We start from the raw sequence: 13,693 nt of genomic DNA on the forward strand, positions 1-13,693 counted from the left end.
TCCCCGGTCGGATTAGGTTTGGAAATGGCTCGCTTAGCGGTAATGCCTCGAACGCCAGTACGGCCCTGACCTCGAATTCGGTTTGCGACTCGAACAGGCTAATCGATAAGGTAGTGAAAACGTGGATTTGCAACTCACAACAAGCGTCAGATCGCTAAGCTAGGATAACTGCAGTCCAAGGCAAGAAAGCGCTTCATCGCGCCGCCAAAAAATCACGTCTCCTGACCTCATGCATTTGACGTCGACATTTCTCAGTTTCCGATAGAGATCTTTGATCGGTCGGCGGCTCATCCCTGCGAGGGTTTGCAGCTCGAAGCTGAAAGCCCACGATTTCCGCAATTGCGCGAGCTTCTCCGCTGTAGATATTCCCTGCATCAGCCCGGAGTTGACAATGTTGGCGGCGACAGATTTTGTTCGATCTATAGTCATCGAAACCTCTCTATGGCTCATCGGAGCGTTCCGGACGTCATCACTCGTTGGCTGCGTCTCGACAAGAGAGCGCAGGAATGAAAAGTCGGTAACGACGAGTTCCGACATGAGCCCGCGCTTTCGCCTCCTACCGCGCCACACCTCAAGCTGGCCGTCGAGCACCGCCCGCAAAATCGACGACCAACTAAATCCCATTGATGGGTCCAACGCAAAGCAACAAGACACCAGCCCAAGCGCGCCAATTCTCGTCCCGGGGCGGATTATCTTCGAGACGTCGGCAATCAAACTGCTCTCGACAGTAGGAAGTGGAACCGGGCCGAGGTGGGCAATATCCGTCGCCAACTCTGGTGCCATACCGCGATTAAGTAGCTCCCAGACTGCCGGCATGGGCAGGCCCATGTCCTCGGAGAAGCGGCGAACAGTACCGATATCTCGCATGGCAGTCATGTATGGATTGAAATGGGCGCTCGGTGCGAAACGGCCGTCCACTTTTTTGCCTCGGCTCCTAACCAGAGTTAGCACGTCCTCTCTTGGGCGCTTTAGTCGGTTAGTGTCACCAACCTTGCTTGGATAGACGAACCTCGACGGCGTGACCCCTTGCGAATTCACTGCTTCGATGCGCCGAGCTGAATCGAGCAACCCTTTGATTCTGGTCCTGATCGTCGCGGGCAATGTCTGATCAAACTGTAGTCTTCGGAGCGGCTTGCTATCGAACCAGCCAAGCTCCCTGCTTTCCGATGTCGGGGCAATGATACTGTCCACCAGCTCTTCGAAGCCGTTCGGCCAATCAAGAACGGCCCTCCCCGCTCTCTCGATATTGTGGGGTTCGATCGCTTTTCGGGCATCGGCTGCCTCAATACGTTGGCACGTTTGGGCGATGCGCACGATCAGTTGAAATAGATCACCAGCTCGCTCGTCTGCCAGCTCCGATCCGGCGGGAAGCGAAGAATTCCGTTCAGAAGATTCGGGATCGATGAGACGAGCAGCGAAATCCAAGGCTTTCTCGTTACGGGGATTGTAAATCTTGACCGGAGCATCTCGAAGGTCGGCCCCACATTGGTCGCAAGTCCAAGCGTCACAAGACAGCTCCCAGCCGAGCAGCGCACCGCAGGGGCAGCGATCGCAAAGATACTCTCGGCTAACGGGATCCAGAGCCAGAGGTTTCAGGGACCAGATGGCTTTCAAACGCTCACCTTGGGCCAACATCTGTGGCGCAATACGGCGGGCATTGGAGATGTGACCACGCCGAACGGCGTGACCGAAAAACATGACAAAATCTCGGCTAGCGTGGACAGGCAGTTTTTCCCGTAACAATCGCTCCTGGACGTCTGGAGCCAGGCTGAGAATTTGAGCTAGTTTCGCGATGTCGCGTCGATTATCGCAGGTCGCGAGTGCCGAGACTTTCCGAACGGATGTGCAACCCGCAAGGTCAATGATGACCGAAGGACGAGGAAATCCGTTCCATAAAGAAGCGCGATGGAGTGCCTCTCTCATCCCTTCGCCACTCCCGAGTTCGATACCCAATGCCAAACTCGCAGTTTGGCATTGGGTATCGTGCGCGGCTCCATCTGTCCGGTAATGGTCAGGCACTTCGTCGCGCCCTCTTGGTTTTTGCGCGCTCCCTTGCCTCCCGATCTCTGGTGAACGGGTTCAATGTTACGAAGCCGTGGGGGATGGCATAGAGGTCGGTGGCAGCCTCCAGATGTCTTACGTCGACACAATTAGCTCCTTCGTCGCGCGCTAGATATGCCGCGCGCTCCACAACGCGCGAAATTCGTCCAGGAAGGCCGCCAGCTGTCTCCACCAAGCACGCAAGAGTATTGCCCACGACGAAATTGCTGCGGCGCTCAAACAGGCCGTGTTCCTTCAGCTTTATGCCAAGCTCCGAACAATATCTGACCAGAACGGCAGCATCCTTGGGGTTGTTGAGCTGCAGGGGAGTGAGCAGGACAGGAAAGTCTATACTGCAAATCTGCCCGTCGCTACCAATCCTCGCCTTAGCCTCGTTCGTGCCGAGGACTACAATTGGGCAACCGTTGTGTTTTGCGAAACCTCGCAGAGTATTGTGTGTTCTCGTCGCGTCTTTATCGTTTGCGTTTCGCATTCTCAGGTTATTGGACTCGTCGAACATTATTAGGTGAATGGGATGTTTCGCTATTAGACCGTGGAGCCGATCCAACATTTGAGGGGGCTTACCCAAAAACGGCAACGGATCGCCCAGTCCTTTGAGAACTTGAGGCAAAAACGCACTTTGAGACGACTCGCCGTTTAGAGTTATGACGGCGACTTTGGTTTCTTTCACGTTGTAATTGCCGCCAAGAAACTTCTCCACGTACCAGCTCATGATGGTGGTTTTCCCAGCGTGTGACGGGGCGAAAATCGTAACGCACCCCGCCTCTGCGCGTGTCGGACGATTGTCGTTGAGGGCCGCCAAGCGACTGTCTACAAGACGATTGATCGCTCGATGCGCTTCGTCAACTTTGGGAAGAGGTATACGCATTTGACGGAATTCGTTGGAGATATCCGGCAGTGGTTTCATTTTCTGTAGGCTCCACTTTTCGATTTCAATGACGTGTCGCGGCCATCTCAGCTTCGAGACGGTCGAGGAAAGCCTCGCTTTCCGCTGCCGACGAAAACACATAAGACGGCTGCGAGGGCAGAGGCTCCCATTCCGGAGCTGGAGACTTTGGTTCTGCGGGCTTGGATTTCGCCTTCGGGCCCCTCCTCTTAGGCGTGATCGGTTGTTCACGTCCCTCCTCAGCCGCGTAGGCAATCTCGATGTCGACGTTCGAAACACCCAGGTTGGTGACGGGAATAGTGATATCAAATCGGCGCACATCCGGCGGGATTACGATCGCCCTACCGCCTTCCAGCAACCTTGCTGTCGTTTTCCCCGCCTTATGGGTCTGTTTGGGCAACAACTGCTCGAGCCGCTCAAAGTATTCCCTCAGATATTTCGCCCGGACTTCAGGCGGGTATTTCAGCTCGAATATCTTCGCGTTGGCCTTCTTCGCAGCCAGAGCGAACTCGAACGAAACCGGAGTATTCGAAAAAAGCGGATCCGTATTTCGCAATTCGACCGCCGTTTTTCCGCCAGGACCCATCACGCCGACTGAACTGCAATCGCCAGGCTTCCATAAAATTGTGATCTTCAAGCTGACTGGATAACCAACCTTACCTTTCGTCTTGGCCGAGAATTCTTCAAGGAGCCGACTTGCGAGACCCTCGTCATGGAAGTGATGCCCTTTGAAGTCGACCCCATTCCTGGTCAGCGTTGCTCCGATCTTTCGACGACGGAGCATGAGGTCTAGTTGGCGCAGGTCCCTGAGCGCGCCTCGTCCGTATTTTTCCACGCCACAGACAAACCGCCGACCAGGCGGCTCGTTTGTACCACCGTGGGGTTTCATATGATGTTCGGTGATGATCTTGTGCGTCACGAGTTCATCGATCTCTTCCAGATCGAGCCGAGCGTATTTCTGATGGTCAGACGAGTTTGTCCGTTTGTCGTCTATTGAAAAGCCACCCGGCAGGACGGCCATCACCCTCTTTACCGTTCCAATTGCGCGTTCAACTATCGATTTCCACTCAGGCGACGCCAGCGCGGCGTACTCGATTGCGATGTTCATCGCCAGCAAACCAAGCTGGACGCTGTCAGTGACGTGAACTCTCAGGTTGTCCAGAACAACTGTTTCTGGCGGACCATGCCCTGCTGTCGCGTCTGGTAGATCGGGATAGCGCCTCATCCATTCGATCTTAGGCGTCATCACCATTTTCAGGCACGCCATGAACGTGGCGATGGATGGCGCTTGGTAGGTAAGAATGAGGGCGAGGGTTTTCCTGCTGAAGACATCGACCGCGTAAACGATCTCAGGTCGCTTTGTCGTGAGGACCTTTGGCTCCTCCTCAGCCGACGGGACATCCTGGTCGGTTGAACCTCGCGGCAGCGCCCTGTTTACCAAGCTTTCGGACCGACTTTTCACAACAGACCAAATGTTGCCGAGCGTCTGGTCGATAATCACGATCTGTAGAGGACGCACCGCATCCTGCGGCTTGATGACACCCTTGAGGCTCTTGTTGACCTTGCGAGTTCCATGAAGTCGTACAAGGTTCGCCTTCTTTGACTCCTCGTTGAACCAAGTGCGGAACACGCGATCCGTAGGTGGATTGGGCCGCTTTCCCTCGATCCCGATGCCCTCGTCCCGCTCGAGGTAGAATTGTCCCTCGAACCACTTGTACGCCTCCGCGCAGCTCGGAAGTTCCCGTCGGAAGACCTTATCGATGGCCTCGTGCGCCAGGGTATAAGTCCACTGCGGCCAGATTCCCCTTGCCCTTACAGCGGGATCTTTGCGCATGCAGTCAACCAAGCTCACGTGCCTAGTCCGATTGTAGACAAGCACCCGGATCACTGTCGCGGACGGAATCCATTTGCCGAGGCCGAGCCTGTCGGCCTCTTCGTGGTTATCCCTCATAAATTGCGCGAGATCATCCTCGGTTTTTGTGTAGTCGAGGTTGAAATTACGCTGATCGATGTACTTGTTTCCGTAGAACTGTTTCGTCCTGGCGTGAATTAACTCCTCCCGGTCTTTTTCCCAGTCCTCCATTTCGCCGACGGTCACCATCCGTCCTTCCGGCTTGAGCAAAGCGAGAAGGTGCCGGGCCGTCGAGGGCCGCAGCTCTTGGCCCGCCTGGGCGGTTTGCCAAATGTCACCATTCGCGTACTCCAACGCGAACTGGGTCGCGTCTTTGACGAGAACTTCACCGTTGGGGTACCGTTGCAGCGTGACGGCCTGCGTATCCAATCCTACGACCGAGAAGTCGCCGGGTTTGGGAATGGAGAGCAGCATGAACCTGTCGCTAATACAGATACTAAACATCCCGACCGATTTCCGTCTGTTGCCTCAACCAAACGGGGGCGTTCGGCACCAAGCCGCGGCGCAAATCGATCGAAAGAAATTGCTTGAGGTGTAGAGCCTTCACGAGCCTTTCCCCCTTTGGCTGCCCACCTAAAGCTTCGCTGAGCGTGCGGTATGTCAGGCACTTCTCGCGACCGAAGGCAAACAAACACCGGGACCGCTCGAGATCGCCAATACGGTCCCTCGCCCCTGCTTCGAGATGGGTGATGACGCTCAGCAAATCCTTGCAGATGTGTGGCCGCTCAGTCAGGACCAGGAATGGCTGGTCGACGTGGGCGTAGATGGCTTCGACCGCATCCATCTTCGTCTTGTTCGACTGATCGTCCAAGCTCGTGTCCAAGGTCGCCTTCATCTCAAACAGAACAGAAACCGCATCCTCGAAAGCAATTTCACCGTGGTACGGCTCGGCCACCGCTTCGTACAACGGCCTGCCTTCGAGCAACTCCTCGACAAAGCTTGGGTGTACATGGGCTAGGATGTCCGGTGTATACCGGAATTGCCAATTGATGCCGCGGAACCCGAAGAAGAGGCTATGGGGTTGCGAGTTGATCCTCACCACCCGGGAACACGCCGAAAGCATTCTCAGCGCGTGCTTTTCAACCTCGCGAGACTCCCATGGTATCCCATGGTGTTTTAATTTGTTAAGTGGGATAAGACCCACTGCATGAGTTCTCCGTCCACTCGCCACCCATCTCACGGGCGCGTCTCCTTCAGCTCTGGCGAAGACGAAATAATCGACGATATATGGATCTTTGTCCTGCGACACTCAGGTCTCCATGTGGCTGAGATCAGTGGAAAGTCGGAGGAGAAACTGCCGCCGATCCTCCGACCCGGATGACAAAAAACGCACGAAAAGATAGACTTCACCTCCAAGGCAAAAAGCATTCACTTAAAAAAGATTCCGAGTTGCCACGATCTAAGCAAGATACGATTCCAACCGAGACAGAAATAGAGAATTCTTTCTTTCAACAGAAAGATTCCGCTAGCGAGCCTTTGCGTCTCGACCTCTCCGCGTGGGCGGGTGAGTTGAAGCGCAAGATCGCGGCATCTCAGAAGCAAACCGCCGCACTTCGCACTCAGGCCGCCTCGCTGAGAACGCGCGCGAATGTCCTCATTGATATGGCGCAACAGACAGACGCAGAAACGGAAGCCCTCCGCGGCTTACTCCAGCAGGTCGAGACGACCGAAGTGTCAATCAAGGCCGGCCCCAGTGCTTCGACACCTCAAGTCAGTGGTGGGAGGAACCTATCCTCTCGGGTTCGTGCGCACGTGAAGGTCATCCTCAAAGCGGCCGGACGCCCGTTGGGAAGAACCGAAATCCTTGCGCAACTGAATGAGGATGGTGTCACAGTTCCCGGCCGCAACCCTGCTCAGAGGGTTGGAAAGATGCTTTGGGAGGCCGATGAGTTCGAGTACAAAGGCAAAGGCTATTGGCTTGTGGGCGAGCCAATTCCCGAACACCTCGTCCCGACGAAGCGTTATCGTGCGCCAAACCGAAAGAAATAGCCGGGCGAAGTGGTCCCACATGTCCGTTGGGCCATCCCTTATAGTTCCGGACAGTTGACCTGAAGGACGAAGCATCCTTCGACGCCACGGTCGTAGGGATCATTTCAGCTGCCATAAATAATTCCTTACATTCGTCGCGAAACATGGCGGGGCTGCCCCAACTTGCTCTGTTTCTTCTTTGCCTGATGCCAAAGCCAACGCTTGTCCTCCAGCCTAAGTCGTTCGTGGATGCTGAGGCAGCGATGAGTACTCCAAGCCAGCCAGTGAAAGTTGGCTCGGAGGAGTTTTCGCGAGAGGACCTGTGGGCTCTTTCACTCACACAGAGATCGGCCCAACTCGGTCCTACGGGTGTAGTCCGACGCCGACAGAAAACGGAGCATCGATGCGGTGATGGAAATGGCGCACTGCTCGGAGACTACACGACCATTGGGGCAAGCTACTCGCTGTCTTGACCAATGCGGTCCATCCGCCGCAGGAAGATAGAGCGACACGCGTCAAGCATTGCCTCATGAGCATCATAAAAAGGCTCATGGTCAAACTCACGTACAAGAACCGGAACATCTTTGGCAGGCGGGTTGTTGAAAGGCTTCATTCGAGCATCTCCTCCTCCGCTCCGTCGAGGAACGGGCGCACAGGCGCGATCGCGGGCATTTCGATCCGTGGTGCGCTGGGTTCATTGGGAAGCCTGGTTGACAGGCTGCAATAGGTGTCGGGCCGACGATCTAGTTGCTTAGGGCGTCAATCCAGGCGCGTGAGACGTCCGCAGTCACACCTGATGCGTGACGTTTCAGCCGATCCACCAGTTTTTTTGGCCTGCAGCCTTGTAGAGGCCTGCTTGCCGGTTGTTTTCGAGAGATGTTCGAGATAGACAGGTACTCGGCATAGATAGACATATTAGTCTGCTCCACTTCTAGGCCATTTCGGCAAACCTGTTCGTGGGGTTTGCCGACAATCGGATCGGGCTGCACGGCAAATGCAGCCCGTATCCGTTCAAGCCGATAACGCTGCGAGCAGATTACTCATCAACGTTCGGCACACGGAAATAAGCGTCATCCGCAAAGAATTTCAAGCGCCATTTTTTGCGTCCGTGTCGATCGCTGCCGGATGGATCCAATCCCGAATTACCGCCTTACAAATTCCATAATTGATTTCCTTCGAGCCGTTGCGATTCTCCACCGTGGCTGCGGCGTCGCACTCTAGAGCTTCAGCGTAACGTCTCTTCACGAACGACGAGCTCGGACACACGGATCGTCGAAACCTTACATTTCTTCAGTTTCGGCGGACATGTCGCGGCATCACCCGTCACGCGAATTGGAGACGCCGATATTGGGTTTTGACTACGGGAGAGGACAAGTAAATGCCCAACGCTTGCAGGTCAAAGCTTCCTTCGTTTCGTTCGCTCGCAAGACTCCAGTTGTGATCGGAGTCTTGGAAGGAGCTGAATCGACGCAAATCCAAGACTCGGCTTTCTCAGGTCAGAGCTAAATTAGAAATCATTTGCGCCGCGATGTGAGGTACAATAGGTGGCAGCTCGGAACCTTGGAATATTCCGAACGGATTGGAAATTCGCGCGTCGGGGATTTGTCCGTGAGACTGCAGCGCATGATCGCGTGGTGTCGGCGATCTCTGGACGTCAGTTCTAGGTATCGTGTTTCGATCGGGTGTCCATTTCGTGTGACAGCGCACCCACTGGATTGAACGGACGGGAAACAAATGGCGGATTGATCTTTTAGAAACCCCGTCTCAAGCGTTAGAATCGCGACATGGTCTCGCATCATTATCAAAAATATTTTCTTCCCTTGTTGATGCGACGGGCTCCCATCGCGTCAGGTCGGAAGCGTCATCTGACCTCAAATTGCTCGAATCGGCGACTCAATTGCGTTTCTCGCCGCTCGAAAAGCCGCCCAGCAAAGACCATTATTCGCCGCCCGCCGGTCCTCGACGAGCGGCCCTCAGGAAGTGATTTGTCTTCGTCGAAAACGCGGTCTGCTACCCGATCGCATGACCCATGCATAATTCCGGCGACCGCCAGGTATGGCGCTATCGTCCACTTCATATCGCCAGCCCTACCCGCCTACAACGACCTGTCCCACTGAGCCGTTACTTAGGATTAGTCTGGCACTCGCTGATAACGCTTCACGCAACTATCCGCGCGGTGCGACGCTGCCGCTTCCTCTCTTCTCGATCGTGTCCATGGGAGTGGTGTAGCTGACGGCTGATTGCCGTGCTTTCCGACGTTGGGTCGGAGGGGATTTCAGCGTGCCACAGCGGGCAGACTGATTTGGGGATCATCGCTCATTTGTGCCATGGTCTCAAGCGTCATGTACCTGGCGCGCTGGACGGCCCATTCATCATTCTGTTCGAGCAGCAGTGCACCGACGAGACGGACGATGGCTTCGTCGTTGGGAAAGATGCCGACGACCTCCGTTCGTCGCTTGATTTCGCCGTTGAGACGTTCGATTGGATTCGTTGAGTGAAGCTTCGCCCGGTGCTCTTTCGGGAAGGTCATGTAGGCGAGCACGTCCTCTTCAGCGTCGTCCAGGATGGTGGCGAGCTTCGGCACTTTCGGTCTGATCTGATCAGCGACGCTGCGCCATTGAGCGCTGGCGGCCTCCGGCGTCTCCTGGGCAAAGGCGGTGGCGATGAAGGCCGAGACGACCCGCCTGCCACTCTTTCCAGCATGCGCCAGTACGTTCCTCATGAAGTGAACCCGGCACCGTTGCCAGGTGGCGTTGAGAACCTTGGTGACGGCGGCCTTGAGCCCTTCATGCGCATCGGAGACAACAAGCTTCACACCACGTAATCCTCGACGTGTCAGCCTGCGCAGGAATTCCGTCCAGATCGGCTCGGCTTCCGACGTGCCGACTTCCATTCCCAGGACCTCGCGTCGACCATCGCTGTTGACGCCGACGGCGATGATAACAGCAACGGAAACGATGCGGCCGCCGCGCCGGACTTTGAGGTAGGTCGCATCCACCCATACATACGGCCACTCGCCTTCAATTGGCCTGTCGAGGAACGCTTTGACCTTGACGTCGATCTCTTCGCATAGACGGCTCACCTGGCTTTTGGAGATGCCAGACATGCCCATGGCCTTGACCAAGTCGTCGACAGAGCGTGTTGATATCCCTTGAATATACGCTTCCTGGATAACCGCCGTCAGGGCCTTTTCCGCCATCCGACGCGGTTCGAGAAAGCTCGGGAAGTAGCTGCCCTTGCGCAGCTTCGGAATGCGAAGCTCGACGGTTCCGGCGCGCGTCTCCCAATCGCGGTCACGGTAGCCATTGCGTTGAGCGAGCCGCATCGGGTTCTTCTCACCGAAGTCAGCACCCGTGGCCGAGCCGACTTCCAACTCCATCAGCCGCTCGGCGGCAAAGCCAATCATCTCACGCAATAAATCTGCATCCGCGCTCTTCTCAACGAGGGAGCGCACGTTCATCATGTCATTGGTCATCGGTGGTCTTTCCGTCAGGTTGGTCTTGAACAACCCGACCCTAGCGGAAAACACTGATGGCCGCCCGCAAAGCCGATCACCCGCTACAGCGCAGCGAGAAGCGCGCGGGCACTCGGCTTTGCTACCTCCCGTCAGCTACACCACTTGCCGGGACACGATCCTCTTCTCCTCGGATCAAGAACATTTGGCGGTTCGCTCCAGAGGCAGCATCACGCGCCGCGGAGTTTCGGTTCCACCCATCGCAAGTCCTAGAGAGTAGAGATGATGGCAGCCTGATCGTGCGATTTCACGCAGCTGGCTGGCTCGAAATGACCTGGCACCTCTACCAATGGGGTGACAAGTGGAGGTGATTGCGCCGGAAGAGCTGCGCTCGATGGTTGATCGCTATCGAAGGCCCGATTTCAGCGCGCTGCCTTGAGGGGGATCGCGCGCCGCATGAGCGTAGCATGGCTTAGGACGGACAGTTGATACCGAATGTGGTCCGCCCGATGACGCATTAGAGCACCACGATGGACGAGGCTCGCCTGTATTCGGAGATTAAGTCATGCCTAAGCGCACACCAAATTCGGAGAACGACGAGAAGCCGGGTGCCTTCCCTTGGGGGAAAGTGCTGGCAGGCATAGCGGGCAGCGCGGTCGCGAGCCGCGTTTTCGCCGCGTGCCACTCGGTCGGATTGTGCTGGCTGCCGCGCCACTGGTCGTCGCAGCTTTGCAGAAGAGCAGAGAATCATCGCGACGTTAATCTGCTTCCAACCCGCTCGGCCGATGCCTCGGAAGCAGCTATTCGCTCGGTAGTCAGCAGGCTGGGCGTATGCCTGACTATTCCGGCTTTAGTACCAAGTCCGCGATTTCCCTAGCATCAGCGAGCGTCATTTTCAAAAAACTTCCACCGTGAGAATGCGCTATTCGCAGTAGCCGGTGAGCGGCAGTGTCCGCCGAGACTGCCGTCGAATTGCGATCTACTTCTTTCTTTGTAGGTTGCTTCATTTTCTTCCCTGGCGGTTGAAACATCGTGTCGTGGGTAGCGTGATCGGCTGAGCGCCCGGCTTCTCGTCGCGCATGCGGTTGCTGAAGTAATGATTGTCCACTGCGGCAGCCGCCTGCCTCAGGCCGCTAGCGCTCGCCATTCTTTCGTCATCCTCAGGTTTCGAAGCACCCTTCCCCGCAACCCGCAAATCATCTCTTCAATACTCAACGGGACGCCTTCTGCGTCGGCAACTTTTTCGAACAACGCAAGGAGACAGTCCGCGAGCGATCTCAAAGCAAAGTCGCATGCTGCCCACCTGCTGTTCCCGTTTTCCTTGGCCCACTCCGCGCCGCAAACCAAATTGTAAGTGCGCTCCAACAGGTAGTAGAGCTCGACGTCGAACACTTCGTTGTCCACATGCTGCCGGAGCTTGGTGAGGTCGTTTTCGATCTCGCGTTCGAAGTTCTTGGGCGTTGCCCTGAATTTCTTCCTGTCATTGTGAAGACGCTCGAAGCCAACGCCTGCCCGCCCGCTGTCGTCTATCTTCCGATCAAACGGCGGACGCTCGAACGCATCGAGTACTTTGGTCCGGTCGAAGATCGGTGCCTCATGCTCAGGGCCGTCGGCGTGTAGCCAGAGGTGGCTATACCCTTCCGAGACCGCACGGTTCCAAAGACCGGGTGCATCCCACAAAATCTCGCGGCCATCGAGATGCGACATGCGGACCCGAGCAGCTTGGAATAGAAACCCCTGACCGTATGGCATGATGCCTACCCCGCTGCGGAAGCCGTCTTGTCGATGCAAGACCCCGATATGGAGCGGCGACATGTGGGTCAGGCTAGCTTCGAGAACGCGTCGGGGCATGAGGGAACCTTCGATCAAGATTGATGTGCTGTATCGATGGTTGACCGGATCAGGAGAGGCTGCAAGCGAAACTGTTTTGGTTCTCGGCAGCGTTCACCTCGGGCCCTCATGCTCCCGTGGTGCGACAGTCGCTGTGGGAAGGATGACGATACCCACATTAGGTCGCCGGATTATTTTCTGATTAGGACCTTGAGCAACGCGAAAATCCAGATGACCATGGATGCATCAACCCGCTGGGACAGCGTCCTGGCCTAACGAAATCAACCATCCATGTTCTATCAACCTGCTCGCGGGAACGCGGAGGCTATCGGTCTCTGCGCGCTCCATACTGGCGACTGCGCCGAAGTCCTTCCTCAACTCCCTACTGGGTCGGTAGACCTTGTGGTGACCAGCCCTCCGTACAACATCGGCAAAGCGTACGAAAAACGTGCCGCGCTTGACGCGTACGTTGATTTCCAAACGGGCGTCATCAATGAGTGCGTAAGGCTTCTAGGGCCAGATGGCTCGATCTGTTGGCAGGTAGGAAATTGGGTCGACAACGGCGAAATCGTTCCTCTCGACAGCGTTGTCATTCCCATTTTCCGCGCCCTTGGTATGAAAATCAGGAGCCGAGTGGTCTGGACCTTCGGGCACGGTATGCACTGCAGAAGACGCCTGTCGGGCCGTCACGAGACCATCGTATGGGCTACGAAGTCCGACGAGTATCACTTCGACCTCGACAGCATTCGGGTACCGCAAAAGTATCCGAACAAACGGCACTACAAGGGTCCGAAGATGGGTCAGCTTAGTGGAAACCCGTTGGGCAAAAACCCGGGTGACGTCTGGGATATCTCCAATGTGAAAAATCGACATCCAGAGAAAACCAGCCATCCGTGTCAGTTTCCTGAAGAACTGGTGGAGCGTCTGGTCAAAAGCTTGACGAAACCCGGCCAGAAAGTTCTCGATCCGTTCGCGGGGGCAGGCACCGTCGGAGCTGTTTGCAATCGCCTCGATCGAAAATCAGTGCTCGTCGAGCGAGTTCCTGAATATGTCGACATCATTCGCGAACGTCTCGGCGGACCGAAAGCGCAAGCTCGGAGGCCTGTCTCAGACGTCGTGGCGTTGGCACCAAGGATGGAGGATTTGTTTACAGTGAGCGTTTCGAACACGACGCTTGCAGCCATCGATCCATCAACTGTCTCTATCTCCGGCGAGTAGCGCTGGCCACAAAGACAGTCGACAGTCTCCCGGCCCCCTTGCTGCCCATAAAAATCCGGGCGAACATTTTTCTCAGTACCGGGGAGCTTTTAAATGGACGGCATCGATCAAGCTAATTTTGCAACCGCATTCGATCAAGCGCGGGCTAAGGACGATGGCAATTCGGTTTCCATCCGCTACGTCGGTCACCTCTTGCTGCCTGGTGAAGACGTCATTATCTCACTGCAGGCTGCTGGCGGCTTGGCATTGAGTATCGACGGTAAGCTTGCTGACAAGCATCACGCGATGACTGCGCTGATCAACGACTACGGTCTCCTTATTCGCTGTGCGTGAGGCGAAACCTAATGGGGACGCCACCCGAAGC

The 13,693-nt window shown here is 55.9% G+C and carries 11 protein-coding genes; 4 read left to right on the forward strand and 7 right to left on the reverse strand.

Annotation, left to right across the window (positions count from 1 at the left end; all coding sequences use genetic code 11):
* Positions 1–159 precede the first annotated feature (159 nt).
* Genes CO657_RS10995 through CO657_RS11010 form a run of 4 tightly spaced genes read right to left on the reverse strand, consistent with a single transcriptional unit; the run spans position 160 to position 6,108 of the window.
* Positions 160–1,953: a hypothetical protein gene (locus tag CO657_RS10995; RefSeq protein WP_128715537.1), complete on the reverse strand. Its 1,794-nt coding sequence runs from the start codon at positions 1,951–1,953 to the stop codon at positions 160–162.
* A gap of 58 nt (positions 1,954–2,011) precedes the next feature.
* The gene (locus CO657_RS11000) at positions 2,012–2,968 is read right to left on the reverse strand and encodes a TniB family NTP-binding protein (RefSeq protein WP_164918671.1); all 957 of its coding nucleotides are present in this window, start codon (positions 2,966–2,968) and stop codon (positions 2,012–2,014) included.
* 25 nt (positions 2,969–2,993) lie between these two features.
* Positions 2,994–5,273 carry a transposase family protein gene (locus tag CO657_RS11005; protein ID WP_164918672.1) on the reverse strand — a complete coding sequence of 760 codons (2,280 nt, stop codon included), beginning with the start codon at positions 5,271–5,273 and terminating at the stop codon, positions 2,994–2,996.
* A gap of 22 nt (positions 5,274–5,295) precedes the next feature.
* Positions 5,296–6,108 carry a hypothetical protein gene (locus CO657_RS11010; RefSeq protein ID WP_128715538.1) on the reverse strand — a complete coding sequence of 271 codons (813 nt, stop codon included), beginning with the start codon at positions 6,106–6,108 and terminating at the stop codon, positions 5,296–5,298.
* Between the two features lie 68 nt (positions 6,109–6,176).
* On the opposite strand from CO657_RS11010, the gene CO657_RS11015 reads away from it, so the two are divergent.
* Complete coding sequence (locus CO657_RS11015) at positions 6,177–6,848, forward strand: hypothetical protein (RefSeq protein WP_054184738.1); 672 nt, start codon at positions 6,177–6,179, stop codon at positions 6,846–6,848.
* A gap of 436 nt (positions 6,849–7,284) precedes the next feature.
* On the opposite strand, the gene CO657_RS36720 is transcribed toward CO657_RS11015, so the two are convergent.
* Positions 7,285–7,440: a hypothetical protein gene (locus CO657_RS36720; protein ID WP_156339794.1), complete on the reverse strand. Its 156-nt coding sequence runs from the start codon at positions 7,438–7,440 to the stop codon at positions 7,285–7,287.
* A gap of 1,662 nt (positions 7,441–9,102) precedes the next feature.
* Positions 9,103–10,302: an IS256 family transposase gene (locus CO657_RS11020; protein WP_128715534.1), complete on the reverse strand. Its 1,200-nt coding sequence runs from the start codon at positions 10,300–10,302 to the stop codon at positions 9,103–9,105.
* Positions 10,303–10,358: 56 nt separating this feature from the next.
* Here CO657_RS11020 and CO657_RS38375 point away from each other — a divergent pair, with 56 nt between their 5' ends.
* Positions 10,359–10,652, forward strand: coding sequence for a WCX domain-containing protein (locus CO657_RS38375; RefSeq protein WP_245487150.1), 294 nt, complete (start codon positions 10,359–10,361; stop codon positions 10,650–10,652).
* Between the two features lie 754 nt (positions 10,653–11,406).
* Here CO657_RS38375 and CO657_RS11035 read toward each other — a convergent pair.
* Positions 11,407–12,150: a hypothetical protein gene (locus tag CO657_RS11035; protein WP_128715540.1), complete on the reverse strand. Its 744-nt coding sequence runs from the start codon at positions 12,148–12,150 to the stop codon at positions 11,407–11,409.
* A gap of 252 nt (positions 12,151–12,402) precedes the next feature.
* Here CO657_RS11035 and CO657_RS11040 point away from each other — a divergent pair, with 252 nt between their 5' ends.
* A complete protein-coding gene (locus CO657_RS11040) occupies positions 12,403–13,329 on the forward strand; it encodes a DNA-methyltransferase (protein WP_054186306.1) in 927 nt (308 codons plus the stop codon).
* 93 nt (positions 13,330–13,422) lie between these two features.
* Entirely contained in the window at positions 13,423–13,662 is a 240-nt protein-coding gene (locus CO657_RS11045; RefSeq protein ID WP_054186307.1) for a hypothetical protein, read from the forward strand.
* Positions 13,663–13,693 lie beyond the last annotated feature (31 nt).

This window comes from Rhizobium acidisoli (assembly GCF_002531755.2).
Taxonomy (GTDB): Bacteria; Pseudomonadota; Alphaproteobacteria; order Rhizobiales; family Rhizobiaceae; genus Rhizobium; species Rhizobium acidisoli.